This is a genomic window from Nostoc sp. FACHB-280 (assembly GCF_014697615.1).
GTDB lineage: Bacteria > Cyanobacteriota > Cyanobacteriia > Cyanobacteriales > Nostocaceae > Nostoc_B.
On sequence record NZ_JACJSD010000027.1, the window covers coordinates 51,569 to 77,167 of the forward strand.

The 25,599-nt window shown below is 41.2% G+C and carries 23 protein-coding genes; 10 read left to right on the forward strand and 13 right to left on the reverse strand.

All coding sequences use genetic code 11. From position 1 onward, the window contains the following. Positions 1–876 precede the first annotated feature (876 nt). The 3 genes from H6G75_RS19440 (at position 877) to H6G75_RS19450 (ending at position 4,806) form a co-directional block, all read left to right on the forward strand. Positions 877–2,268 (forward strand): response regulator, encoded by a 1,392-nt coding sequence (locus tag H6G75_RS19440; RefSeq protein WP_190981645.1) that lies wholly within the window; start codon positions 877–879, stop codon positions 2,266–2,268. Positions 2,269–2,490: 222 nt separating this feature from the next. Beyond that, the gene (locus tag H6G75_RS19445) at positions 2,491–3,471 is read left to right on the forward strand and encodes an aldo/keto reductase (protein ID WP_190981646.1); all 981 of its coding nucleotides are present in this window, start codon (positions 2,491–2,493) and stop codon (positions 3,469–3,471) included. 303 nt (positions 3,472–3,774) lie between these two features. After that, on the forward strand, positions 3,775–4,806 hold the full coding sequence (locus H6G75_RS19450; RefSeq protein WP_190981647.1) for an aldo/keto reductase: 1,032 nt from the start codon (positions 3,775–3,777) through the stop codon (positions 4,804–4,806). 126 nt (positions 4,807–4,932) lie between these two features. Here H6G75_RS19450 and H6G75_RS19455 read toward each other — a convergent pair whose 3' ends face one another. From H6G75_RS19455 to H6G75_RS19465, 3 genes are all read right to left on the reverse strand, one after another. Then, positions 4,933–6,909, reverse strand: coding sequence for a DUF3352 domain-containing protein (locus tag H6G75_RS19455; protein WP_190981648.1), 1,977 nt, complete (start codon positions 6,907–6,909; stop codon positions 4,933–4,935). Positions 6,910–7,215: 306 nt separating this feature from the next. Then, entirely contained in the window at positions 7,216–9,192 is a 1,977-nt protein-coding gene (gene thiO / locus H6G75_RS19460; protein WP_190981649.1) for a glycine oxidase ThiO, read from the reverse strand. Between the two features lie 234 nt (positions 9,193–9,426). Continuing rightward, positions 9,427–9,897 (reverse strand): hypothetical protein, encoded by a 471-nt coding sequence (locus tag H6G75_RS19465; protein WP_190981650.1) that lies wholly within the window; start codon positions 9,895–9,897, stop codon positions 9,427–9,429. Between the two features lie 459 nt (positions 9,898–10,356). On the opposite strand from H6G75_RS19465, the gene cimA reads away from it, so the two are divergent. Beyond that, positions 10,357–12,015: a citramalate synthase gene (gene cimA / locus H6G75_RS19470; RefSeq protein ID WP_190981651.1), complete on the forward strand. Its 1,659-nt coding sequence runs from the start codon at positions 10,357–10,359 to the stop codon at positions 12,013–12,015. Between the two features lie 106 nt (positions 12,016–12,121). Continuing rightward, a complete protein-coding gene (locus tag H6G75_RS19475; RefSeq protein ID WP_190981652.1) occupies positions 12,122–12,739 on the forward strand; it encodes a Uma2 family endonuclease in 618 nt (205 codons plus the stop codon). Positions 12,740–12,932: 193 nt separating this feature from the next. Here H6G75_RS19475 and H6G75_RS19480 read toward each other — a convergent pair whose 3' ends face one another. Beyond that, positions 12,933–13,169: a hypothetical protein gene (locus H6G75_RS19480; protein WP_190981653.1), complete on the reverse strand. Its 237-nt coding sequence runs from the start codon at positions 13,167–13,169 to the stop codon at positions 12,933–12,935. Between the two features lie 161 nt (positions 13,170–13,330). Between H6G75_RS19480 and H6G75_RS19485 the strand changes: the two genes are divergently transcribed. Beyond that, positions 13,331–15,415 (forward strand): NAD(P)/FAD-dependent oxidoreductase, encoded by a 2,085-nt coding sequence (locus tag H6G75_RS19485; RefSeq protein ID WP_190981654.1) that lies wholly within the window; start codon positions 13,331–13,333, stop codon positions 15,413–15,415. A 106-nt stretch (positions 15,416–15,521) separates the two neighbouring features. Here H6G75_RS19485 and H6G75_RS19490 read toward each other — a convergent pair whose 3' ends face one another. Beyond that, the gene (locus tag H6G75_RS19490; RefSeq protein ID WP_313934873.1) at positions 15,522–16,886 is read right to left on the reverse strand and encodes a cytochrome P450; all 1,365 of its coding nucleotides are present in this window, start codon (positions 16,884–16,886) and stop codon (positions 15,522–15,524) included. 141 nt (positions 16,887–17,027) lie between these two features. Here H6G75_RS19490 and H6G75_RS19495 point away from each other — a divergent pair, with 141 nt between their 5' ends. Further along, positions 17,028–17,438: a hypothetical protein gene (locus tag H6G75_RS19495; protein WP_190981655.1), complete on the forward strand. Its 411-nt coding sequence runs from the start codon at positions 17,028–17,030 to the stop codon at positions 17,436–17,438. Between the two features lie 108 nt (positions 17,439–17,546). On the opposite strand, the gene H6G75_RS19500 is transcribed toward H6G75_RS19495, so the two are convergent. Then, positions 17,547–19,118, reverse strand: coding sequence for a hypothetical protein (locus H6G75_RS19500; protein WP_190981656.1), 1,572 nt, complete (start codon positions 19,116–19,118; stop codon positions 17,547–17,549). Positions 19,119–19,690: 572 nt separating this feature from the next. Here H6G75_RS19500 and H6G75_RS19505 point away from each other — a divergent pair. Beyond that, the gene (locus H6G75_RS19505; protein ID WP_190981657.1) at positions 19,691–19,885 is read left to right on the forward strand and encodes a hypothetical protein; all 195 of its coding nucleotides are present in this window, start codon (positions 19,691–19,693) and stop codon (positions 19,883–19,885) included. Between the two features lie 47 nt (positions 19,886–19,932). On the opposite strand, the gene H6G75_RS19510 is transcribed toward H6G75_RS19505, so the two are convergent. From H6G75_RS19510 to H6G75_RS19525, 5 genes are all read right to left on the reverse strand, one after another. Beyond that, positions 19,933–20,196, reverse strand: coding sequence for a Txe/YoeB family addiction module toxin (locus H6G75_RS19510; protein WP_190981658.1), 264 nt, complete (start codon positions 20,194–20,196; stop codon positions 19,933–19,935). After that, the gene (locus H6G75_RS19515; protein WP_190981659.1) at positions 20,193–20,435 is read right to left on the reverse strand and encodes a type II toxin-antitoxin system Phd/YefM family antitoxin; all 243 of its coding nucleotides are present in this window, start codon (positions 20,433–20,435) and stop codon (positions 20,193–20,195) included. Before H6G75_RS19515 ends, H6G75_RS19510 begins: the two co-directional genes overlap by 4 nt. Positions 20,436–20,559: 124 nt before the next feature. After that, positions 20,560–20,715, reverse strand: a complete 156-nt coding sequence (locus H6G75_RS33040; RefSeq protein WP_242051572.1) for a hypothetical protein — start codon at positions 20,713–20,715, stop codon at positions 20,560–20,562. A gap of 15 nt (positions 20,716–20,730) precedes the next feature. Beyond that, positions 20,731–20,994 carry a PIN domain-containing protein gene (locus H6G75_RS33045; protein ID WP_242051573.1) on the reverse strand — a complete coding sequence of 88 codons (264 nt, stop codon included), beginning with the start codon at positions 20,992–20,994 and terminating at the stop codon, positions 20,731–20,733. Then, positions 20,994–21,269, reverse strand: a complete 276-nt coding sequence (locus H6G75_RS19525) for a hypothetical protein (protein ID WP_190981660.1) — start codon at positions 21,267–21,269, stop codon at positions 20,994–20,996. Before H6G75_RS19525 ends, H6G75_RS33045 begins: the two co-directional genes overlap by 1 nt. A gap of 151 nt (positions 21,270–21,420) precedes the next feature. Here H6G75_RS19525 and H6G75_RS19530 point away from each other — a divergent pair, with 151 nt between their 5' ends. Together H6G75_RS19530 and H6G75_RS19535 are read left to right on the forward strand one after the other, a co-directional pair. Next, the gene (locus H6G75_RS19530; RefSeq protein ID WP_190970320.1) at positions 21,421–21,783 is read left to right on the forward strand and encodes a type II toxin-antitoxin system RelE/ParE family toxin; all 363 of its coding nucleotides are present in this window, start codon (positions 21,421–21,423) and stop codon (positions 21,781–21,783) included. Then, complete coding sequence (locus H6G75_RS19535) at positions 21,758–22,069, forward strand: addiction module antidote protein (RefSeq protein WP_190970321.1); 312 nt, start codon at positions 21,758–21,760, stop codon at positions 22,067–22,069. The genes H6G75_RS19530 and H6G75_RS19535 overlap by 26 nt, the downstream gene beginning before the upstream one ends. A gap of 132 nt (positions 22,070–22,201) precedes the next feature. On the opposite strand, the gene H6G75_RS19540 is transcribed toward H6G75_RS19535, so the two are convergent. Together H6G75_RS19540 and H6G75_RS19545 are read right to left on the reverse strand one after the other, a co-directional pair. Beyond that, complete coding sequence (locus H6G75_RS19540) at positions 22,202–25,000, reverse strand: tetratricopeptide repeat protein (RefSeq protein ID WP_190981661.1); 2,799 nt, start codon at positions 24,998–25,000, stop codon at positions 22,202–22,204. Between the two features lie 180 nt (positions 25,001–25,180). Continuing rightward, positions 25,181–25,579, reverse strand: a complete 399-nt coding sequence (locus H6G75_RS19545; protein ID WP_190981662.1) for a hypothetical protein — start codon at positions 25,577–25,579, stop codon at positions 25,181–25,183. Positions 25,580–25,599 lie beyond the last annotated feature (20 nt).

Sequence of the window (25,599 nt, forward strand, 5' to 3'; positions counted from 1 at the left end):
TATTTTCCTTTTTTCAAAGTATATATTTCAGTTTCCGGAGCCTCACAGGGAATAAGTGAATTTTTGGCGATCGCCAGCCGAGTCTTTATGTAACTATTAAACAAATACTTTTCCCTAAATTCTCTACACATTTATTAAAGTTTTCATCAAGTTACCGTTGCTCAACCGCAAATTTACCAAGAGTTCTTGTTTAGAGCATCCCAGAACTATAAAGATTTATGTAGGGCAACCGATAGAATATAATAAACATCAAAATTTGCCCAGATAAAAATTTAAAGATTTCGTGTGGAACATATTCATTTTTTGTCTGCGACAAATTGTTAACTCTGGCAATTTCTCATTAAAGTCATCCTGCAAGTCGGTTTTTAGCCAAATACGGAATTGAGCTAGTAAAATTTTTGTTTTTCATTCATTTTCCTCAAGCTTGCTCAGAAATAAATAATCTATCTTATGACAGATGTATTTTTCTGTTCTTAAATCTAGTGTATTTGGGAAACTCTGAATCAAATATAGAATTTGAGATTGTTCTGGGGTAGTTTCTCGGATCTTTTGGTACTTGAGCCTCCTAGAAGAATTGTTTTGGGTAAAGATTTGTACAGCGCCAGTTCTGACTCCTGAGTGAGTAAAAATACTAAATTCTGTTATGGCTTTTCAGAAATATTAATGAAAAGTATTTTATAGGCATTGTCGTTTTGTCTCAGCAGATCATTAAGCTGACTAGATAAGGCTGTGATTTCCATAGCTTTTAATCTCAATTTATTTTCTCTACTAGAAAAATAATTTTCTGGAAGACATATTAAAACTAATAAAGTAAAACATACATAAGAATCCAAATTTACATACCTTCTGTATAATCTTCTAAAACAATTTTTTAAAATGCCTAATTTTGGTACATTTACAGTTTTACGTCCTCATAGTTTATTAAAACAACTATCTCATAGTGTCGAAACTACTTGTTTACAAGCATTTAGTAACTTAGTAACATGGTTAATTTATTTAGAACAGGGAAATATAACCTACGCCACCAACTCAGTTGAACCCTTTGATAGATTAGAGCGCCATCTCCGCCGCCTGAATTTTCTCAATAGCGAAATTCGCGTAGAATTACGCATGAACTTTGAAGTTGATGTGTTTAATCATGCCATTGCTGATAGCAACGATTTATCAACTCAGCCTGCTGACTATCAAGCAATTCATTGGCTAATTAACGAAGGTTATCTGGATGATGCACAAGCGACAATTTTGATTCAAGAACTTGTTAAAGAAGTGGTGGAATCGTTGTTGTTAGTAAAAACAGGTACTTATGCTTTAAGTGATGCAAGCCAAACATTGACAAAAATTTGTCGTCTGGATGTAGAAAAAACTCTAGAAATTTGTTACGTTAGACTACAAAATTGGCAATCTTTTGCACCCCAAATCTCTTCACCTTATCAGCGTCCATACCTGTTAATTAACAGGAATTTTCACAGCAAGAATTTACCGCAACTACCACGAGAATTAACAGCTTGGATGAAAGGATTTAGCCTGAGACATCTGGCTGTAATTATGAATCAAGATGAAATGCAACTGGCTCAACATTTATACCCTCATATTGTGCAAGGAGGGGTAATTCTGCACGAACCAGATCCACCATTTGATCAATTACCTAAGCATCAGCCAGAAGTTTCAGGATCTGCTCGATATACAACAGCATTACTCAACAGACAATTCATCGACACAGTAGTAGAACCCAGTAATCGCTATCTAGAAGCAGAAACGGCTCTGGCTGTTGAAGATTTTAGCCTTGTGGTGCGATCGCCACAAGCAACCTCACCATCAATTCACAATCTTCAGGAATTAACAATACCAAATACCATAAACTCACCGCCCGAAATAGTAACGACTACTACCATCAACGCCAAAAAGACTTATAAAATCATTTCTGTGGATGATAGCCCGACAATTCTGAAAGAAATAAGTCGTTTTTTGGAAAGTGAGAATTTTTCTGTAGTGACAATTGATGATCCACTCAAAGCTGTAATGTCAATTATTCGTCATAAACCAGACTTAATTTTGTTGGATCTCAATATGGCTGGAATTGATGGTTATGAATTATGCAAAATAATTCGGAATAATTCTATGTTTAAACATACTCCAATTATTTTTGTCACAGGTAATAAAGGAATTGTTGATAAAGTCAAAGCTAAATTAGTCGGAGCCTCTGGTTATTTAACTAAACCTTTTACCCGTGCAGAGTTGCTGAAACTGGTGTTTATGCACTTGGCTTGAAAGAAGGCAGGAGGCAGTGGTTCAGCTACGCGGTAATCGAGCGAAGCGATGCACTGAGCTTGTCGAAGTGTCGAGATTCACCAACCGGGGCAGGTGTGACAAGGGGGACAAGGGAGACATAGAAGCAATCTTTCTACCTTGTCTACTCCTACTCAGCACTCAGGATGAAATTAAAGGCCGATGTATGCCGATAATACAGATGGTGCGTGATTGACAATCAAAATGCAAATCAGTCGAGAACTATCCCTGTCAAAAATGGGTTGCGGAACTTGGGCTTGGGGAAACCAAGTGCTGTGGGGATACAACGAAAACATGGATGAGCAGCTACAAGCTGTGTTTAACTTGTGTGTTAGTAATGGTGTAACTTTATTTGACACGGGTGATTCTTACGGTACTGGGAGATTAAATGGACGCAGTGAGTTACTCTTGGGGCGTTTTTCTCAAGAGTATCAAGGATTAAACCAAGAAAAGATTTGCATTGCAACAAAGCTGGCTGCGTATCCTTGGCGATGGACAAGCCAGTCGATGATAAAAGCTTGTCAGTCTTCCGCCCAACGTTTAGGTAGAAATGTTGATTTAGTACAGATGCACTGGTCTACTGCTAATTATGCACCTTGGCAAGAAAAAGGTTTATTAGAGGGTTTGGCTGACCTTTATGAACAAGGTTTGGTTAAAGGTGTTGGGCTGTCGAATTATGGGCCAAAACGCTTAAAAATGGTGCAGCAAAGATTTGCCGAACGAGGTGTGCCGATTTCTACCTTGCAAGTGCAGTATTCTTTGTTATCGACTTATCCGGTGACGCAACTGGGACTAAAAGATGTGTGCGATGAATTGGGTATTAAATTAATTGCTTACAGTCCTTTGGCTTTGGGGATATTAACAGGTAAATATTCTGAGACAGGGACTTTTCCCAAAGGTGTACGCGGGTTGTTATTTAGACAGTTATTACCGGGGGTGCGATCGCTGTTAGCATGTTTACAAGCGATCGCCCAATCTCGCAATAAAACTATGTCACAGGTCGCCATTAACTGGTGTATCTGTAAAGGTACTATTCCCATCCCTGGTGCAAAATCCCTCGCCCAAGCACAGGAGAATATTGGTGCATTAGGTTGGCAACTCGATGCTGGTGAAATAGCAGAGTTAGATAAAGCCGCCGACAGTACAGATAAAGTGATGGTGCAGAATATTTTTCAGACGAAGTGAGACGAGGGGTTAGAGGCTAGGGGCTAGGGACTAGGGACTAGGGAAGGGTGAAAGGGTATAGGGGTGTGAGGTGTATATGTTCAAAACTCTTACACCTCACCCCCCTATTCACTTTTTTTCATTCCAATGAGGTACATTCATCTAGCCTCTAGCCTCTATCAACTTATACTGAACTCAACCGGAAAACGCTGTAAGTGGTTTAATATACCTCTTGATCAAGACTGTTCTCTTTCAACAGTTAGATGCACCCTAACCTGCACAGTGCGAAGCTATGAGGATGTAATACTTTGATTTCAATGATTTATGGAAATCAGTAGACGAGATTTACTGAAAATAGCTTCTGCTTCTGGTTTAGGAACAGTCGGACTAGCAGCGACAGCAGGAATTGGCAAACAAGTTTTAGCCCAAAATCAATCCACTCCAATTAAAAAAGGTGAAATGATTTATCGTCAGTTAGGCCGGACTGGGGAAAAAGTTTCGGTAATTGGTTTGGGTGGACACCATATTGGTAGACCAAAAGATGAGGAAGAAGGTATCAGGCTGATTCGTGCTGCTATTGATCGTGGTATTAACTTTATGGACAATAGCTGGGACTATCACAATGGCGGGAGTGAAATTCGGATGGGTAAAGCACTCCGAGATGGTTATCGGCAAAAAGTATTTCTGATGACAAAGATTGATGGTCGCACCAAAAAAGCCGCAACCCAGCAAATTGATGATTCTTTGAAAAGATTGCAGAGCGATCGCATAGACTTATTACAGCATCATGAAATCATCCGTATGGAAGACCCAGACCGGATTTTTGCTCCTGGCGGTGCAATGGAGGCGGTTCTAGAAGCCCAAAAAGCTGGCAAAATTCGCTACATCGGCTTTACTGGCCACAAAGACCCCTTAGTTCACCTAAGAATGCTGGATGTTGCTGCTCAAAACAACTTTCGTTTTGATACAGTACAAATGCCACTCAATGTTATGGATGCCCATTTTCGCAGTTTTGAACGCCAAGTTTTACCCAGACTAGTCAAAGATGGCATTGGTGTTTTAGGAATGAAATCAATGGGTGATCAAAATATTCTCAAAAGTAATACAGTTAAACCCATTGAATGCTTACACTACGCGATGAATTTACCAACATCCACAGTGATTACAGGCATTGAAAGTACGAAAATTCTAGACCAAGCTTTTGAAGCTGTCCGCACCTTTGAACCTATGAGTCAAGCACAAGTTCAAGAACTATTAAATCGAACTCGTCAAGCTGCGACTAAAGGTCAATATGAATTGTTTAAAACTACGAGTCAATTTGATAGTACCGCACTTAATCCTGAGTGGTTGGGTTGATGTAAGTAGGTGGGTGAGCTTCGCGGTAATCTCGACTTCGCTCGATTACCGCGAAGCCGAACCACTGACTCCTGCCTTGCCATAACGACAATTTTTAACACCGACCTACTTACTACCTCCTAATAATTACTCTTTGCCCACCGGATTAATTGGCCTTCTAGTAGGAGCCAATACCATTAAGAAATCAACTTGTTCTTTATCTGGTGTGGTAGAACTTGTGGCACTCAAACTGTAGACTGAACCAATAATTGATTTCCAAGGTTGGAAACTTTTATCATCAAAGAAACTGGGTGCAAATCCATAAATCCAAGACAAAGTAGACCCACCATTCAAATAAAAATAGCCGTAGTTAGGTCGGGGTAAAGTATTAGTTGCTGTTTTGAAATTATAAGTTGTAGGTAGGGGAATATAAGGCTGTGGTACTAAATCTTTAATTGCACCAAAACCTGTGGAAATCACAAGAGTTTTTTCGTCTACCCAATTATAAGCCAGTAAGCTTTGAGAAGATTCTCCGTTGATATCCCAACTCGTGATAGTTTGTCCTTGGATATCTTGAGTATTAACTACAACTTCTCCGTTTGAAAAAGATTTGATCAGTTCATCTAATTTCTTGAGAGTGGTTTCAGCAGCATCTCGATTATTTGTTTCTAAGGCGATACCAATCCCTAAATTCAAGTTAGGAATTGAGCCTAACAACCCTCCCTTGGAAGGAAACAAAAAGAACGCATAATCACCGTCCATCCAGTTGAGTATGTCTTTTTCTAAATCCAGTTTGGTATTATTCAGGACAAAACTACGGAGTTGGTCGAGATACTCTTTGAGTTTTGGTTCTGTACTTAAAGCTTTTGCTATTAGTAGCCATTTCTGATTAAGATTGCGACCAGTGGCAGCAGAGTAAGTAGCACCTGGTAATCTTGATACTATCGCCTCTGGTTGTTCAGTTTGAAATTCATCTTTTTCTGATTTTGGAGTTTGGCGATAGGCTGTAGCTTGAAAGCGTAATCCTTCTGGTTCTACTGTTAAAAACCCATTGACACTTCCATATTCTTTTAATTCATCAAGGTTAATGGATTCACTACCAAAAATTGGAAAAGGCAGACTTGGATCTTTGGCAATTTCGCTAATTAAAGGCACAAAAGTTGCCAAATTTTCATGAATGGCAAACAAAGATTTAGCATACTGGGGATGCTTTATTGTTTCCTGAAATTGGGGATTTTGAGCAAGATTATTCTCTCCTTGGGAAGTATCAATAATTTGCTCAATGGCTTTAGCCGTAAATCCAGTGACAACGTATCCTGGTAAAGTAGCGATCGCTAGTCCTTTGGGTCTTCTTTTTAACCAATCTGGATTACCCAAAATCGGTGGAATCGCCGCTAAGTTGGATTTTGTCAAAGAATTAGTCGGTTTTTGGGGTATTTTTATCGACTTTGTCGGTAATATGGTAAGTTTTTTTAAATTTGATTCTGGTGATGCTGCTGGCTCCGGTGCTTTTGGTGATTCTGGTAATGGGGCTGTTGATTCCGTCTCTGGATTTGATTCTGGTGCTTTTGGTAACTCTGGTAATGGGGGTATTGATTCCGTCTCTGGATTTGATTCTGGCAATTTTGGCGGTTCGGCTGGTTCTGGAACCTGGAGTTCTATAATATTTACACCTTTATACTCACTTACCTTGACTCGTTTTGGGTCACTATTTTTCAGTAAGTCTAACAAAGGCTGGATGCGGGACTCATCTTTCAGAGGAGCCAACATAATAAAGTTATTCTCTAGAGTTGCGGTTGTACCTTCAACCTTGGGTAGAAACGCAGCCGCTACTTGTTCGCCCAACAAAGACTCAATTTCTCGCACATAGTCGAGTTTAAAAGAAGGTGGTAAATATTGAGCGACGGCGGAAAATGCTCTGTCAAATAAATAAAAACGATTTAGGTCTGCCCAAGCATCTACCTTCGTGTTGATTAAGCTGACCAATGGTGTGTCTGCTGGTAAGATTTTAGCGATCGCTGGGACATTCAGGGTAGTAGATGCCTCAGCCTCGCTTTTCTCAGCCACAGGGGAAGCCACTGCTAAAACTGATAATAGCGATACTGTAATAATCGGTGATACCATTTGGAATTTTAGATTTTCGATTTTAGAATTGCAACCTAGCAACTAAATGTATAAGGCATAAAATGCAATTGTGCAGGTTTCTTTTTTATATTTTTATTACTAGAAAATAAATGGGTTTTGCCAAAATTTAAAATTAAGTATTAAAAAATAATCTGTTTTAACAATTAGTGGTAAAGAGTTATATGAGGGGAGGGAGACAAGGGAGACAAGGGGGACAAGGTGGACAAGGTAGCTATCTTTCTCCCTTGTCTCCCCCCTCTCTCCCTTGTCTACTCCCACTCAGCACTCAGCACTTTGCTATCTAAATTAATTAATCGTTCCCGTCACAGGTGAACTAGCACTAGCGTAAGATTTAATCGGCATTCTGCCGGCGAGGTATGCTAAACGACCAGCGACGGTTGCTAAATTCATCGCATAAGCCATTGCAGGGGCATTTTGGGCTAGAGCGATCGCACTATTAATTAACAAGGCATCTGCGCCTAATTCCATTGCTTGAGACGCTTCGGAAGGTGAACCAATACCTGCGTCCACCACAACTGGTACTTTCGCGTTTTCAATAATGATTTGGATATTGGCAGTGGTTTTTAATCCTTGTCCCGAACCGATGGGGGAAGCTAAAGGCATGACTGTTGCACAGCCAACTTCTTCTAAGCGTTTGGCTAACATTGGGTCAGCATTAATATACGGCAATACCGCAAACCCTTCTTTTACCAGTTGTTCAGCAGCTTGCAGTGTCCCAATCGGGTCAGGGAGTAAATATTTTGAATCTGGGATAACTTCTAATTTCACAAAATTATTATCTTCCTGCCCCAGCAATTTGGCCATTTCTCGACCCAAACGGGCAACACGAATTGCTTCTTCGGCAGTTTGACAACCAGCAGTATTCGGCAACATCCAAATTTTTGACCAATCTAGTGCTTCTGCTAAACCTTCATGTCCTGGGGTTTTGGCTTGGACTCGCCGCACTGCGACGGTGACAATTTGACAGCCACTAGCAACAATACTTTGCTGCATTTCTGCAATGCTGCGATATTTGCCGGTTCCTGTCATTAAGCGAGATTGAAAGGTTTTACCGGCAATTACCAGTGGAGAGTCGGGAAGCGGGGAGTTGACTTCGACTGCGCTCAGTAATTTGGGAGTTGGCAGGGAGGAGTGGCGATCGCCGTTGGTAAAATTGGCAGAGTGAGTGAGCATAGGGGCGGTAGATGGCTGGGTATGAAACCGAGAATAATGGAAATGTGCCAATAAAGAATCTGATTTTTGTTCGCAGATTAAATCAGCAATTAAGGCGGCTGTCACAGGCGCAAGTAAAATGCCGTTGCGATAATGACCTGTAGCCAAAGTCAAGTTTGCACAGTGGCTAGTGCCGAGAATTGGTAACTCATCTGGGGTAGCCGGACGAAAACCCCACCAAAATTCTTGAATGGAATAATCTTGTAATTGGGGATAGAGACGAATTGCTTGTTGAAGTAAAGATTGGATACCTGTAGGGGTGTTATTCGGGGCAAAACCCACATCTTCGCTAGTCGCACCCAAAATAATCGAGCGATCGCGCCGGGGTACGATGTAAATATATTCGCCAAATAAGACTCGTCGCAAAGGCAATTCCGGCACAAAGTCAGGTAAGTGGATACTCAACATTTGCCCTTTGCGGGGAGTCACAGGCAAAGGTAACAATTCATTAGACCAAGCACCAGCTGCTAAAACATAGTGACCGGCACGAACTACGCCTTGGTTGGTTTGTACGCCGATGACTTGTCCTTGCTGTTGGATTAATCCTGCAACTGTGATGTTATCTTTGATTTCAATGCCGAGGAATTGAGCCGCAGTTCTCAGTGCTTGGGCTAATGCCCGATTGTCAACTTGAGCATCTTCAGGATACCACCAGCCACCGACGACATCATTACTCAATCCTGGCTGATATTGATGAATGGCAGTTTTATCTAACCAATAAGCAGGTGAATCACCAGTCGCAGCAGACTGTGGTGGTTGATAAACAGGCGCAAGAATGCCACAAGCCCAGTAACCAGGATTAATCCCCGTTAAATCTTCAAGTTTGCTTGTCCATTCTGGGTATAAGGCACGCGATCGCCTGCACAACTTACCCATCATCTCATCTTGGATAATTTCTGCGTCTGGTGCTAACATGCCAGCAGCAGCATGGGTAGCAGCAGCCTGGAAATCACGACAAAGCACGGTGACATCTGTCCCGCGCAATTTAAGTTCGACGGCGATCGCCAAGCCAATAACACCGCCACCAATAATTAAAACATCGCTAGTCATTAGTCATTAGTCATTGGTTATTAGCCATTGATCATTAGTACACAACTACATAACTTATAACTAATAACTTGTAACCAATGACTAGTTTTGAGTGCTGAGTTTTGAGTGCTGAGTGCTGAAAGGGAGTAGACAAGGTAGAGGGGGTAGACAAGGTAGAAAGATTGCTTCCTTGTCTCCCTTGTCTCCCTTGTCTTCCCTACCCCTGGTTGGTGAGCGACTTGCCACTGCCTCTTCCTACCACAAAGCCCGAATTGGCTCTCTAGTAGACTCATTCTCACTGGTGGTTGTATCAGTTGATTGAGTTTCTGTTGATTGTACTTCTCTGGTAGTTGGCTCTGATGATGTATTGTCAGGAGTTGAAAATGATTCGCTGGGAGTTGTATTTTGAGCAACGCTGGTGCGGCGCTCAGTTGTGTTGGTGTTTAAATTTTCTTGTCTAACGCTTCTGCTGCCTCTAGCTTCTGTGGGAACATTATCTTCTTGAGGAGTGCTGGCTCTGTCTTCGCTTAAGCCACGGCTACCTCTGCTGGGGGCAGTGCTATTAACATTAATATTAGCTGGGAGAACGCGTGAGGTTTTGCCGCCGGGAGCATTATTACTGGCAGTTTGTTGCCCTCCACCCATTGGAAAGTTAATGCCAAGCAATGTACCTAATAAAATTGCCAAGCCTCCACCCATGAGAATAAGCGGTGTCCATCTACCCATATTGTTTTTCTCCTTGTGTAACCTAACCTTTTGATTTCCTTTCCTATCCGATATCCCTGATCCAATAATCCGTAAAATCCTCTGTCTGAGCGGCTAAATGCAGGTCTATTGTAGGAGAATGGGAAGGAAGCGATCGCTGCTTTTGTGATGCTAATTCACAGTCAACACATCACTTGATTGATCACACTCATACCATCACTACCAACTAACTGACTGTTTTTTGCTTCTGCACCGCCATTTTAGAGGTCAACACGATTTTGTTGCAAAACTTTTCGTAACTTAAAACCCAAATTCTTCATACAAGCCTTAATTTAACTGCATCCAGTATGGAATACAGCGCCAGACCAACGTATTGTTCGTACCCTGTGTTAGTACTTTGGGCATATTTAAATTAACGAACCGGCTTTTTGTAGTATATTGGCACATTTCCTCTACAGTTGTCTCGCATGATCTTGTCTTATGACCACAAATCCCTCTCCTCAAATTTGGCTTTATGACACAACATTACGGGATGGCACTCAATGCGAAGGGCTATCGGTGTCTATTGAAGACAAGCTACGCATTGCTAAAAGATTAGACCAACTGGGTATTCCTTTTATTGAAGGTGGTTGGCCTGGTGCTAACCCAAAGGATGTTCAGTTTTTCTGGCAACTCCAAGAAGATCCGCTCAAACAAGCAGAAATTGTGGCATTTTGTTCTACGCGTCGCCCCAATACTGTGGCTGCGGCTGAACCAATGTTGCAAGCAATTTTAACTGCTGGTTCTCGGTGGGTGACAATTTTTGGCAAATCTTGGGATTTACACGTTACAGAAGGTCTCAAGACAACTTTAGAGGAAAATTTGGCCATGATCCGCGATACTATCGAGTATTTTCGCTCACATGGGCGACGCGTGATTTACGATGCCGAACATTGGTTTGATGGTTACAAACATAATCGAGATTATGCTTTACAAACATTAGAGGCAGCGATCGCATCTGGCGCGGAATGGTTAGTTTTATGTGATACAAATGGCGGGACTTTGCCTCATGAAGTCAGCGAAAGTGTGACAACTGTTAAAAGTCATTTGTCACTTGTACTGAGCGAAGCCGAAGTATCTGTCACTTGTCAAAAAACAATGACAACTCCCCAAATCGGCATCCACACTCATAACGATTGTGATCTAGCCGTAGCAAATGCCCTAGCTGCCGTCATGGCCGGGGCAACAATGGTACAAGGAACAATAAATGGATATGGTGAACGCTGCGGCAATGCCAATCTTTGTTCTTTAATTCCCAACTTACAGCTAAAAATGGGTTATAGCTGTATCACAGAACACCAGCTTACTCAACTCACAGAAGCCAGCCGTTTTGTCAGTGAATTAGTCAATCTTGCGCCAGATGAACACGCGCCCTTTGTGGGACGTTCGGCTTTTGCCCATAAAGGCGGTGTGCATGTTTCCGCAGTTCAACGTAACCCCCTGACTTACGAACACATCCAGCCAGAAACCGTTGGGAACCGTCGGCGGATAGTCATTTCCGAACAAGCGGGACTAAGTAACGTCTTAGCCAAAGCTCGTACCTTTGGCATTGAATTAGATAAACAAACACCAGAAGCAAAACAAATTCTCCAACGCCTCAAACAATTAGAAAGTCAAGGCTATCAATTTGAAGCCGCCGAAGCGAGTTTCGCCCTGTTAATGTATGAAGCTTTAGGGGCGCGGCAAGAATTTTTTGAGGTCAAAGGCTTTCAAGTACACTGTGACTTGGTAGAAGGCAAAGAAACCAGCAGTGCTTTAGCCACCGTGAAAGTTGCTGTTAACGGTCAGAATATCTTAGAAGCCGCAGAAGGTAACGGCCCCGTTGCCGCCTTAGATACCGCCTTACGCAAAGCTTTAGTCAACTTTTATCCCCAACTCGCCAGCTTTGAATTGACAGATTACAAAGTGCGAATTCTCGACGGACACGCGGGGACAGCTGCCAAAACCAGAGCCTTAGTAGAATCAGGCAATGGTCATCAACGTTGGACAACTATCGGCGTTTCTGCAAATATCTTGGCAGCTTCCTATCAAGCAGTAGTTGAGGGTTTGGAATACGGTTTGTTATTACATTCCCAAGCCGAAGCCGCAGTGAAGGCTTAGAGATTAGGGAGACAAGGGGGACAAGGAAGATAAGGAAGATAAGGAAGCAATCTTTTTACCTTGTCTACCCCCACTCAGCACTCAGCACTCAACACTCAATACTCAGATGACTCAAACTGTACGTAAACTATTTACATTTGATGAATTTGTCGCTTGGTATCCAGATAACGCACAGCGACGCTATGAATTACATGATGGAGTAATTCTTGAAATGCCACCACCAACAGGTGATCATGAAGAGATTATCGGTTTTTTGATGTTGGAGATAGCTGCCGAAATTAGGCGACTAAAACTTCCCTATTTCATTCCCAAAACAGCTTTTGTGAAACCATTGGAAGGTGAATCAGCTTACTCACCAGATGTGCTGATATTAAATCAGCCTAATTTAGTCAATGAGCCTCTGTGGAAAAAAGCATCAACTGTCAGCCAAGCTGAATCCATTCCTTTAGTAATTGAGGTAGTGAGTACTAACTGGCGAGATGATTATTTAAAAAAAGCAGCTGACTATGAAGCTGTAGGTATTCCCGAATATTGGATTGTCGATTATGCGGCTTTAGGTGGTAGGCGATTTATTGGAGATCCTAAACAACCCACTATCTCGGTTTACACGTTGGTTGAGGGTGAATACCAAGTGCAGCAATTCCGAAATCATGAGCGTCTCATCTCACAAACTTTCTCAGAACTCAATTTGACTGTGGAACAAATTTTTCAAAGTGTTGCCTAATCTTGGCTTTTCAGATTTTAAACAACAACATTAGACTTCTTGTAAGTAGATAGACACCATTATTGAGAAAACGCATTTCGACTCCGCTCAATGCTCAATAAGCTGACTCAAAGAGGGTTGAGCATTCGCGCAGCGTCTCCGTCAGGAGAAGCCGAAAGGAGCCGAACCAATGCTCCCTAGCCTCTTCTAGCACTTATGTAAAACTTTCCCAGGCTTGAGCCAGCAATTGACTGAGCCAACGTCGTTGCTGTCTATCCAGCAATGGATCATCTTCGAGGACTTGTGCTGTTAAGTCTTCTAAAGATTTACCTTGAGAACGGACAATTTTAATTACTCCTGCGATCGCGGAAGCTACAAGTTCTTCATCAACAATGGGCTTTTGTTGTAACGCAAGAATATCTTGGGGGCTATCTGGAATGGGATAATTCATGGCGTGGGTTTACAAAGTTACAAAATGAATAAAAAAATTTGACAAATTATTAAAAGTTCTTTACAGAATCTTTATTTGAGTAATAGGGCGGAGTGTACACGAATTTTCGCAGTTAATAAATCTGCCGAAATGAGTATCTTAAGCGGAGATGTCAACGAAACATGAAAGAAGTCCTTTATTTAGAAGTGCCAATTCCAGACACAACAGCAGTGCGTCAATGGCTGCAAGTGGATTTTCAAGCAGGATTTGGCGAAAAACTACTGACTCCAGATGGTTTTTGCCTGAAATTACCTACAGACTATACAGCATCTGACCAGAATATTTCCGAAAAATTACTGACAGAATTATCAATTTTTGTGTGGTCAGTCCAGAGAACTACTTATTTAAAGGTCTTCCGTTGGTCAGATCAGCCTTTCCCTCAAGAGAAGGAGATTTTACTCCGCCTAAAGAAAGAAATTAGACAGCGTTTTTCCCATCAGTACCCCAAGCCACCGGTGATTGATTTATCCCAACAATCAATTTTTGAAGCGTTAGCACCTGATTACCCACTTACGGTTAAATATTTTCAGAAAATGCCGAATGGGGAATACGACCTCACACGCGCCTATTGGTGGGAACAACGCTGGCGCGAAGGTGTGCGTCATCCCCAAGCGCCACGTCAGGTAGTGTTTGCCAATCCAAAATCTCAAGTCGAAAATCCTAAATTAGATTACGATTTAATTTACATCGGTGGTGCATTAGGGGTTGTCCATGCGGCGGTGATGGCTAAATTGGGATATAAAGTACTGTTGGTGGAACGTTTGCCTTTTGGTAAGATGAACCGCGAATGGAATATTTCGCGTGATGAACTGCAAAGCTTATTAAATCTGGGTTTGGTGACAAGCAGCGAGTTAGAAAGCATTATTGTCAGGGAATATAAAGACGGATTTAATAAATTTTTTGATGGGAATAATCCGCCAAAATTGCGATCGCCAATTCTCCACACTCCCACAGTTTTAAATATTGCCCTAGATTCAGAAAAATGGTTGCAACTGTGTGGGCAGAAGCTACGGGCGGCTGGTGGTGAGATTTGGGACGAAACCGAATTTCTCCGCGCAGATATTGATAATTCCCAAGTTGTCGCTACAGTTCAGCATTTACCCAGTCAAACAGAAAAGCAAGCCACTGGGCGGTTGTTAGTCGATGCAATGGGAACTGCTTCACCGATTGCATGGCAATTAAACGGTGGTCGGGCTTTTGATAGTGTTTGTCCAACTGTGGGTGCAGTGGTAGATGGCGGATTTGAACCACAAGTTTGGGATTCTCAGTATGGTGATGTGCTGTACAGTCACGGCGATATTTCGCGCGGGAGACAGTTGATTTGGGAATTGTTTCCTGGCGCGGGTGAGGAACTGACAATTTATTTGTTTCATTACCACGAAGTCCATCCCGACAATCCTGGTTCTTTGTTAGAAATGTATGAGGACTTTTTCACAATTTTGCCAGAGTATCGGCGCTGCGATATGGATAAGTTGGTGTGGAAAAAACCGACCTTTGGCTATATTCCAGGGCATTTTACTGTGAATGGTAGCGATCGCAAAGTTGCCTTTGATAGATTAATTGCGATCGGTGATGCGGCTTCTTTACAATCTCCCTTGGTATTTACAGGCTTTGGTTCTTTGGTGCGTAACTTGGAACGGCTGACAACTCTATTAGATACCGCCCTCAAGCATGACTTATTAAGTTTTCGTCACTTAAATCAAATTCGCGCTTATCAAAGCAATGTCTCAATAACTTGGCTATTTTCTAAGGGGATGATGGTTCCGACGGGGAAATTTATCCCACCCCAACGCATTAACTCAATGTTGAATACTTTCTTTGGGTTATTAGCCAGTGAACCGCCAGAGGTAGCGGATAATTTCATTAAAGATAGATGTGATTGGTTCACATTTAACCGCCTCGCACTCAAAGCCGCCCGGAAAAACCCCGCCTTACTGTTGTGGATTTGGGAACTGGCTGGCCCCAAAGATTTATTCAGATGGTTGGGTAGTTATTTTAACTTTAGTCAATATGCTTTAGTTCGTGCTGTGTTGAGTTCTTGGTTTCCGCGCTTCCTGGGACAAATTCAACCTTGGCTCGAACCTCGAAACCCAGGACTGTGGTTACAATTATTAGCACTACGCTACGCAATTACCACAAGTAAACCGCGATCGCTCAACCAAACATCCACAGTTAAACCAGAAGCGGTAATCCCAATTCGTAATTGAAAAAATAAATGTAAGTTGGGTGGAACGAAACCAAAGTGAACTAGCTACAGTGTACACTCTCAGTTACCGTAGCTAGTTCACACTCCCATACCAGAAAGATTTGTTATCAGTTGTGAGATATAGAACTAAAAACTACCTTTAAACCATCACGAGGCCGCGGTGTAGGTATCATTTCTAAATCTAAATTTTGTCCTGGTACAAGTTCCCATTCATAGCCACGTAATAACAAAGCCGCAAATATTTTCATTTCCAACTTCGCAAACTCTTTCCCTAAACATTCTCTAATTCCACCGCCAAAACTAACGTAACTAAAAGCTTGAGGTTTATCCTCAGCTCTATCTATTCCAAACCTTTTTGGATCAAATATTTCTGGATTTTTATATACATTTTCATCTTGATGAGTTTGACCTATTTGATACAGTACAGACCAACCTTGAGGAATACGATATCCATTGAAATTACTAGTTTGGATAACTGAGCGAAAACCGCCACCAACTGGGGGTATAATTCGCAAAACTTCCTTAAGTATTTGGTCTAGATAATTCATTTGCTTAAGATTTTCAGAGGTTAATTCACCACTACAATTTATTTGTTCTTGTTCTGTTTTTGCAGCCGCTAAAATTTCTGGATTTTGCGCTAACAGTAAACAGAAAGAAGATAATGCAGAAGTTAAAGTTTCATGACCAGCAAATATTAAAGTTAGGAGCTGGTCTTGTAGCTCTTCTATACTTAAACTGTTGCCATCTTCATCTTTAGCATCTAATAACAAACCTAAAGCATCTTGATGAGAATTAGGTTTTTGTTGACGCTCTTTGATAATAGCTTCAATTCTGGCTAATAATTTTTTGCGGCATTTTAATGCTTTACCAAATTTTGTCCAAGGTAATTGAATAGGAAGAGTAAATAATCCAGCACACCATTCTTCAAATAATTCAATAAATTCGGTATCTTCAGTAACGTCTGTGCCTACTAACAATTTACAAGCTATATCAAAGGTATACTGTCTTAATTCAGGATACCAAGTTAAATGTTGCAATTGTTCCCACTTTTTAAAATAGCGATGAGTAATTTCTTCCATCGCTGGGATATAACTTGTTAAAGCTCTAGGTTGAAATGCTTGTGACAATAACTTTCGTCTTGTCTGATGAATACTTCCTGTTTGGGTTGATAAAGAAGCCGGGCCAAGTAAGGTAGAAACGCTTTTTGGCCACTGAATAACAAAATTTTGATTTTCTTTGCTAAATAAAAAACGATTGGCTTCTGCCCCCACCATCATAATAGTTGGCGAACCAAATAAATTAGTTTTAAAAACGTTACCGTATTTTTGTTGTCGTTTGGTCGCGAAATCTGGGTCACGCAAGAAGCTGATTGTTTCTCCAATCAAGGGCAATCCTAAGTCTCCAGGAGGCAATGGAAATTCATCTTGATTGAGAAGATTTTGATTTTTTAATTCTTCGTTTTGAGTGTTCACTTTTATAGTAGATGACAGGGTGAAAAGCTTTGTGGTGTCTAAGTTTTATGATTTATCGATGTCCTAACCAACTTGGCTACGGCTGTAATTCCAATTCGTAGTTCGTGAGTTAAAAAGAGTAATTGCGGTTTGGAGTTGAAAATGGCTCAAATTTCCTACAACGCTTTAGCTCTCATAACACCTGATTGTAATATTACACTTGCAGATGCGGAGATCAAGCTTGTCCAGTTTTTTAATCGTGATTCTACTAAGCCATCAATGAGTCTTTCAAGGGATGATAACCGTCTGAGATTAACTTTTGATGGCTGGTCACTGTACATTTATTTAGCTACAGAACCGTCTGTTTTACAAGAATCACAGGAGATGGCAAATCGCTTTGGTCAAAATCACCCAGACAAAGCAATGATCGCTACCTGCAATTCCCGACTAGAAATTAGTTCTGATGCAGATGAGAATATGGATCATTTCAATGATTATGTGCTGTCGATTGAACAGTTAAGTAAGATTCCAGGGATATTTTTACTTGAGATGGCAAATCTAGAATTTGTTTAGCCTCAAGAAAAATTAAGATTGGTGTTGCGATCGCAATATCCAACTTAAATATCTTAACTTTCATTACCAATCAAACTGAGATACTACAAAACCTGTCACCTTCTATATCTAGCTATTAGGGCGAAAATTCGGCAATTCCACAGATGCTAACGATTTACGTCCCTTGGGTGGACGCTGGGGATAAACCACTGGTGAGGGTGATTGAAAATCATTGCTGGAATCAACCGAGGTTTCTGGCGGTAATTCTGTCTCTGGTACTTCCTCAGTATCTTGTGGTGTAGTTTCTGACCAAAGATTTTCTGCTTCTTCTGTTGTCTTCTTGGTCAACGGTACAGTAAAAGAAATTGGTGAGTTTTTATCTGGTAAAATTGTTGACTCTTCAATTACTGTAGTAGGTACAGTAATTGGTAAATGATTTTCTGTTTCTAATGCTGCAAATTGCTCTTCTAGAGTAGTTTCTGGCTGCGCTTCATCTGTTGCCCAACTTTCCCACAGAGGTTTTTCAGCTTGGTTACTGGTGACGTTAGTTTCACTGTTAACAGGTGGTGTTGTTCCCGGTTGGGCAGCAAAAAACATTTGGATGAGACTATCTATTTGCTCATCTAATTTGGCTGATGAATCTCCTGATGAAACTGTTTCGGAGGTAATTAACTCATCATCGGTTTCTGTGGAAGTATCAGGTTCAGTGGGTGCGGGTGTTTCTTCCTTAGTCGGCCAGTTCCAAGGCGATGAGGGTTGGGGAGTGGGGTTACTATAGCTAGATGCGGGTGGTACGGAAGATTCACCCCAAGGATGAGCGACATTTTCCGCCGGAGATTCTGGTTCTGCTGACCAAGGTCTAATCGGTTGTACGTTAGGAAATAAAGACCGGGCTTTTCTCGAAAATCTGCTTTGTTTAGTAGTGCTGCTGTAAGTATGATTTGTGGTTTCGTCGGATGAGTCGTCGTTAGCAGTGGGTGGTTCGAGACACTTTTCTAAAGCGGCTTTAAATTGCAGGGTTTGGCGCTGTTGGCGCATCAGGCGAGTCCGCAACTCTCGACAAGTAGTTTCTGACTGCAACACTTGTTGAGACTGTTCATGATAATTAGTTTGTAATAAGGCACATTCTCGTTCTAATTGGGCGAGACGTTGCTGACTAATTTGCAACTGTGCTTTATAAGTTTCAATTAGAGTTTCTTGGCGTTGAACGGTTTGTGCTGTAGTGTCTAATTGTTGAAAGAGTGACTGAATTTGTTCTTGGGCTGCAATGAGTTCTTGAGCTTGTTGATTTAGCATTGATTCAGTGACACTAGAGCGTCTTTTTTGCCACTGCAAAGCTTTTTCTGACTCAGCTAATTCATCTTTAAGATGCTCTACTTGTTCGTACAGTTCATTGTTAGCTGTACGTAGTTCTTCATTTAACAACAGCAGTTTCTGGAATTCTTCATCAATGACTGCTTGTTGTTCACTGTTCGGTTCTGCTACCCAGTCTTCTGGGGTAACATTCTCCACAGATTCAGAATTTTGCAGTTCTTGTGGTGTGTCTTCTGCTGGTTTGAGGAGTGGCAATTGCCTAATAGCCAGATTTTCAGAAGGCACAACTGCATAAAAAGGACAGCTTGTTGGCTCTGGTTGTAGCGAGTTAGCAGAATTGAGAGATTCCATCACAGCCCTGTTGTTTGAGGTGTCCGCTTCATTCATCACTCTTGACCCATCCACCTAAAGATACTCAGCGATGCTTTGTTCAGCATTGCTTATCAACTTTGTTCGCTCGGCTTTGATTTTAGAAACCAAGTTGAATTTTTCCCAAGCATGAGTCACTAGTCATGAGCTAGTGTTCCCATTTTGCATCTAGAATTGAAGACGTTATAACATTTTGACCTGATAAACCGTCAACCTGAGACTGGATGAGGTTTTGATGCCAAATGTTACTGTGTACGGACTTCAGCATAGATGCTGGATAAAAGTGGTATCTAGGTTGGTTTGGGTGAACAATCTTTGGTAGTAACAGCTGCCTGGCAAAAATTCATGTGCTAGATAAATATCTGCACTGTATATAATTTACCAAACACCTTGGTGATCAGGGAACAGGGGTGTGAGACTACAGGGGAATTAGGGGTGTGAGGGTGTAGGGTGTGAAGGGTGTAGGGGTTGAAGGGTGATAATTTGAGCGATCGCACTTCCTAAACAAGTAAAATAATTTAGATTTCAAGCTTTGAATGCGATCGCATCTTTTAGATATGGTAACAATCCAGATATTGCAGAGGGATATTATGCAGGAATCTGTAATTTATCAGTCTATTCAAAGAGAGGGAGAAGCAAAAGGAGAGGCGAGAAAACAAAGGGAAATCGCCACTAATTTGTTACGAGATGGTTTCCCAATAGAAGCCGTAGTCCGTGTAACAGGTTTATCAATTGAGGAAGTTCAAGAACTTCAACGTCAAATTAATGAATCTGCACAAGGTTAAACCTGATTTTGTCCAAATCATTATAGCGATCGCCTACAGTAAAACCATCACTCATAATGTGTCCACATCCGAATTATTTTGACTACTTGCTCAGATTCAATGATTTCATATACTAATCTGTGCTGTATATTTATTCTGCGAGAATACGCACCTGTTAAGTCGCCAACTAGCTTTTCATAAGGTGGAGGATTTTGCCAAGGGTTTTGCTCAAGGATGGCGAGTAATTCCTCAGCTTTTTCTTTTAAGTTACTAGAGGCTAGTTTTTTTGCATCTTTTTGTGCTTGCTTTGTGTAAACTAAACGCCAACTCACCAATTCAATTCCTCATCGCATTCTTGAATAGGAGTTGCTAGTCCTTCTTTGATAGATTCTCGCATTCCAGGAACAGATAACAAGTAGAGAGTTTCTTGAATTGCAGACCAATCTTTTTCTGACAGCAGAATAGCATTACCGCGATCGCTTTGAATAATTACAGGTTGACCTTGTTCTGTAACTTGGTCGATTAGCTGTTGCAAATGCTTTTGAGCTTCGTTGACAGGAAGCGAAGACATGATGATGTTTTTGTTTGAAAATCACTTTATTTTATTTTATCTGCAAATAGCGATCGCCTAACGCAAAACCATCACACAACTAGATAACCGACTTTTTGAAGAAATCGGTTATCTGAATTTTTCGCTACGCAGGGACTTGTACAATTGAAGCGATCGCACTTCCCAAACGAGTAAAATGATTTGGATTTAATGTTAGTAAAATATCTACTTGGGCTTTTAATGCAGCTTGAGCAATTAAAGCATCGAAAATAGCGCCACCAGGAAAGTTTAAAGTTGCCATTTGAGCGATCGCATTTTAATAATCTTGGACAACTAGTGGAACTCCTTCTAAATACTGTAGTATATCTACAACTATGCTTTGAGCTTGTTGAGGACTGATACGCGGCTGAATGGGTAAGCGTGTGATGACAGAATATGTTTCAGCTAAACTGTGCGTTGAAATAAACCCTTGAATTTCCCCAGACTTTGCAGATTGAATCTTGGTAAAACAAACCGAATGTTGTGGGTGATTGACAATTATTGCAGGAACTAAGGCTGAAGTATCAAACAAAACTTTCATTAAACTATTTGTTCTTGAATGCGTTCTTCTCTCAATTCATCTATAAAAGTATTAATATCAAAGTTTGCTGGTAATTCTGCGTCTACAACTAAGATTCCATCTTTGCGATAGAGGTTTGCTTGGTTGGGGTTGGGTTGAGTATCTTCTGCTAGTTTTTGCTGACTGAGAGTTGCAATTTTTTCTGTAATGGCTTGCAAAATAAATTGCTCAGTTGATATTCCCTGACTGCTTGCCCATTTTTCAATGTTTTCTTGTAGTTGGGGTGGAAGGTTCATAAATATTGTTGTGATTTTGTCTTGATATGAACTAGGTTAGCATTGCGATTCGCCTACTACAAAACCATCGTATCTTGATTGTTGATGAGAGCGATCGCTGCATCTACAACTATTTATTTTCTACTTTTAAGCTACGTTTTATAATTAAACTATGGCTGATATCGTTCGTCAAAAAACTCTGAAAGTCTACGCTACAGAAGATGGCAAGGAGCCTTACACCGAATGGTTGGAAAACTTGAAGGACTACACGATCCGTTCAAGGATAATCCGACGGATAGAGCGACTTAAGCAGGGCAATTACGGGGATTGCAAGTCAGTTGGAGATGGTGTGCTTGAACTGAGGTTTTTCTTTGGCAGTGGCTACCGCGTTTACTTTGGAGAATCTGCGAATGATCTGGTAATTCTCCTGTGTGGTGGCGATAAGGATAGCCAAGACAAAGACATAGAAAAAGCTAAAAAATATTGGGAGGCTTATCAGGAGGAACAGCATGAGCAAGAAACTGAGAAACCATGACGAGATTGTGTTTGAGCAGATGCAGAACCCGGAAATGGCAAAGGCTTACCTGGATGTTGCTCTTGAAGAGTACGAGCAGGATGGCGATATTGCGTTTTTTCTGGAAGCACTGCGAAACGTGGTGGAAGCACGGGAGGGGATGACGCGCCTTGCAGAAAAAACGGGTTTGAACCACCAGAATCTTTACCGAATTTTGTCGCCAGAAGGCAACCCCGAACTGCGAACCATCAGCCTTATTCTGCATCATCTCGGCTATCGCCTGAGTGTGCAACCAATTCAAAGTTGAAAATTTATCCGAAGGTAGCGATAGTGAAGTAAAGTAATCGCAGAGTTTTTGCGATCGCGTTGTTCCACTTCGTTGCACTCGCGGCGGACATATTATAAGTGATTGAGTGGACTGGATATGATTAAAGAGAGATTACGAATTACGAATTAATTTTATTATTTTTTTAGCTAGTTGCCACAATAAATAAAACGGTAATATTAATATCCCTAACAATAATTGGAAAAACCAACCTAACCAACGTTGCCAAATAGGAACGAGAATTAACTGGCGTTGCAGAATTGCTAGATTTTGTTGAACTGTTACTGTAAGAGGATGATTATCCCCTAACACCCGTTGAGACATTGCCAAGGCTTCAATTAACAGTGGTTCGGCTTGGCTGTACCGCCCTTGGCTATTGTAGAGTTCGGCTAGATTGCTCAAGCTACTGGCGACATCGGGATGATCGCCTGTAAATAAACGCTTTGTCATTTCCAAAGCTTCAACATATAAAGGTTCGGCTTTACTATACTGTTTTTGCTTATGGTAAAGAATTGCTAAATGTCTCAAAATTACAGCCACATTATCATGGTCGCCAAGAAACAAACGCTTTGCCATTGTCAAAGCTTCAATGTAAAGGGGTTCAGCTTCACTGTATAACCTTTGATCGCGGTAGAATGTTGCTAAATTGGTCAAGATTGCAGTTACTTTGGGATGGTAGCCCATAAACAGGCGCTTTGCCATTGTCAAAGCTTCAATGTAAAGGGGTTCAGCCTCACTGTACCGTCCTTGCTGTTTGTAGAGTACTGCTAAATCGTTCAAACTAGTTGCTACATCGGGATGATCGTCTGGAAACAGCCGTTTTCTCATCGCTAAAGCATGGATGTAAAGCGGTTCAGCTTTACTGTACCTTCCTTGCATACAGTAGAGTGCTGCTAAATTGTTTAGGCTATAAGCCAAATTAGGATGGTCGCCCATAAACAGTCGCTCTTCCATTGCCAAGGAATGAATGTAAAGGGGTTCAGCTTCACTGTACCGTCCTTGCTTTTTGTATAGTTCTGCTAAACTATTCAAACTAGTAGCCAAATCAGGATGGTCGCCTATAAACAGGCGTTTTGTCATTGCTAAGTCTTCAATTAATAGAGGTTCAGCTTCACTGTACCGTCCTTGGTCTTGATAAAGTCCTGCTAAATTGTTTAGGATTGTAGCTACATGGGGATGGTCGTCTATAAACAAACGCTTTATCATCGCTAAGGCATCAATTAATAAAGGTTCAGCCTCACTGTAGCGCCCTTGGTTTTTGTATAGTTTTGCTAAATTGTTCAAGTAAGTAGCTACATGGAGATGGTCGTCTATAAACAAACGCTTTATCATCGCTAAGGCATCAATTAATAAAGGTTCAGCCTCACTGTAGCGCCCTTGGTTTTTGTAAAATTCTGCTAAATTGTTTAAGCTACCAGCCGTGTAGAGATGGTCGCTTACAAACAAAACTTTGCCAATTTTTAAGCATAGGTCATACCAAGATTCTGCTAATTGATATAGTCCTTTTCCTTCATAAAATCTTGCGACTCCCGTAAATATCCAGGGTATTTTATCTTTGGGTACTGATGCTAGAGAAATTATCTGTTCTTCTTTTGCTTGATTTATCTCTGCAATTACACGGTTTCCGAGGTCTTCCAAATGAGGAGCAACATCTCTGATACGTTCGATATCCTTAGAAGTGGCTGATTGAGGGATTTTTTGAGCAATGGTGGTCATGCCAGTAGCAAAAGTTGCTTCTAAAACTGATTTCATCTCGCTAGACTCAGCTAACTGTTCTTGCAAAAACCACCGCACTAAAGCATGAATTTTATAAAATCCTTGGCTGTCTTCTACTTGTTGCAATAAGTGACGCTTGTAAAGTTGCTTTTTGGCTTCGTTGATTTCATCTTCTGTCCAGGTTAACTGTCTTGTTTTATCCCCTCCACCGGTCGCTACCCACATCACCAAATTCCATAAAATAGACTGGGGAGCAAATAAACTCAAAAATTTGCCTAGTTGTTGCGTCAAAGGGTAACGGTTGAGTTCTTCCCAAGTTAAAGCAAAGGCGGCTTTGACTCCCAGTTGTGTTGAGTTGAGAGTTTCCCTGTCTTGTAAAGCTGCTTCTGCTAACTTGCGTTGTTGCAGTCGCTCCCACATTATATTTAGATGTAAGTTTGGGTCTTCTGCTAAGTAAGCACCGACTAATTCTATCCCCAAAGGTAAATATTCTAAACACTCACATATTGCATTTGCGGCTTCTGGTTGGTTGTCTACTCGCTTGTCTTGATTCCCCAACAGTCTTTTTAACAGTTCTAATGCTTTACCCGGTTCTTTTTGGGGTGAGAGAACATCTAAGGGAATTTCTTGAATAAAGTTAGCATCTAAATTTCGCAGTCGAGTTGTCACTAAAACACGAAAGCGGTTATCGCTGGGGACAACTTCGCGCAGGTTGTCTAAGCTGGTGACATCATCAAAGACTATTAATATAGGTAAGTCAGCTTGGGGATATTGCAACCAACACCAAGCAACTTGTTCTTTTAGGGTTAACAGTCTTCCGCCTTGTTCTTGGGGAATTTCTAAACCAAGCTGAACAAAAAAGCTTAAAACTTCAGCCGCGAGATTACTGGCTCTGTCATTAAACCAAGTTATTCCGCCATAATTATTTTGATATTGTCTGGCGTATTGGGTAGCAAGTTCTGTTTTACCTACGCCTCCCATCCCTGATATTGCGACATAATTACCACGCTGCAAGTCTTCATGTGCTTGTGTTAGTTCCGTTTCTCGCCCGACAAAGTGAACAGAACCGCGTGGTATATGTTTTGTGGGAGTTAATTGTTTTTGTCCTTCTATAACTAAATTTTTAATGACTCCTTTCCCACCAGGAAAAATAACCTGACCAATTTTATCGCTTAACTTTTTAAAGTCTTCAGGCATATATGGTTAAGTGCATCGGTTGTCACACCCGCCTCAGAATTAATTCTAAGGCTAATAGCTAAAGTCTTCTGAAGAAGACTAGGAAGAAAGGTTTCAGTCTACTTGAGTAGACTTGCGCTATTAGCCCGGAAATTTATTTCTGGGCGGGTTGGGGAAATAATCTTAGAATATTAAATGAGATTAAAAACGCATATCTTGAACTTTACCTGTCCCACCCGACATCACAACTTGACCAATTTTGTCTGCCAATTTTGTTAAATTAGGTGCTGTCATGATGTCTACAAACTTGGGATTCGTTTCCGCTTGTGCTGCTGTCGCCACTTCTTGTACAGCTTGCGCGACTTCAGGATCAGCTTTCGCCGCAGCTTCTACTTCAATGACAGCATTGCCATAATCTAACGGTGTGGTTGGTGCTTTTTCAATCGCCGCGACAACATTCGGTGAGTGTTTTTTTAGCTTGACAAGCAACTCACCAGTTTTATTCCACAGAGTTTCGCCAACCATCTCACCAGTTCTTTCTAAAGCTTTGGTGGCGACTACAGACCCAAGAGCGATCGCCGCAGTAGTTAAAGGTTCCATGTGCTACTTTAATTTAGGTG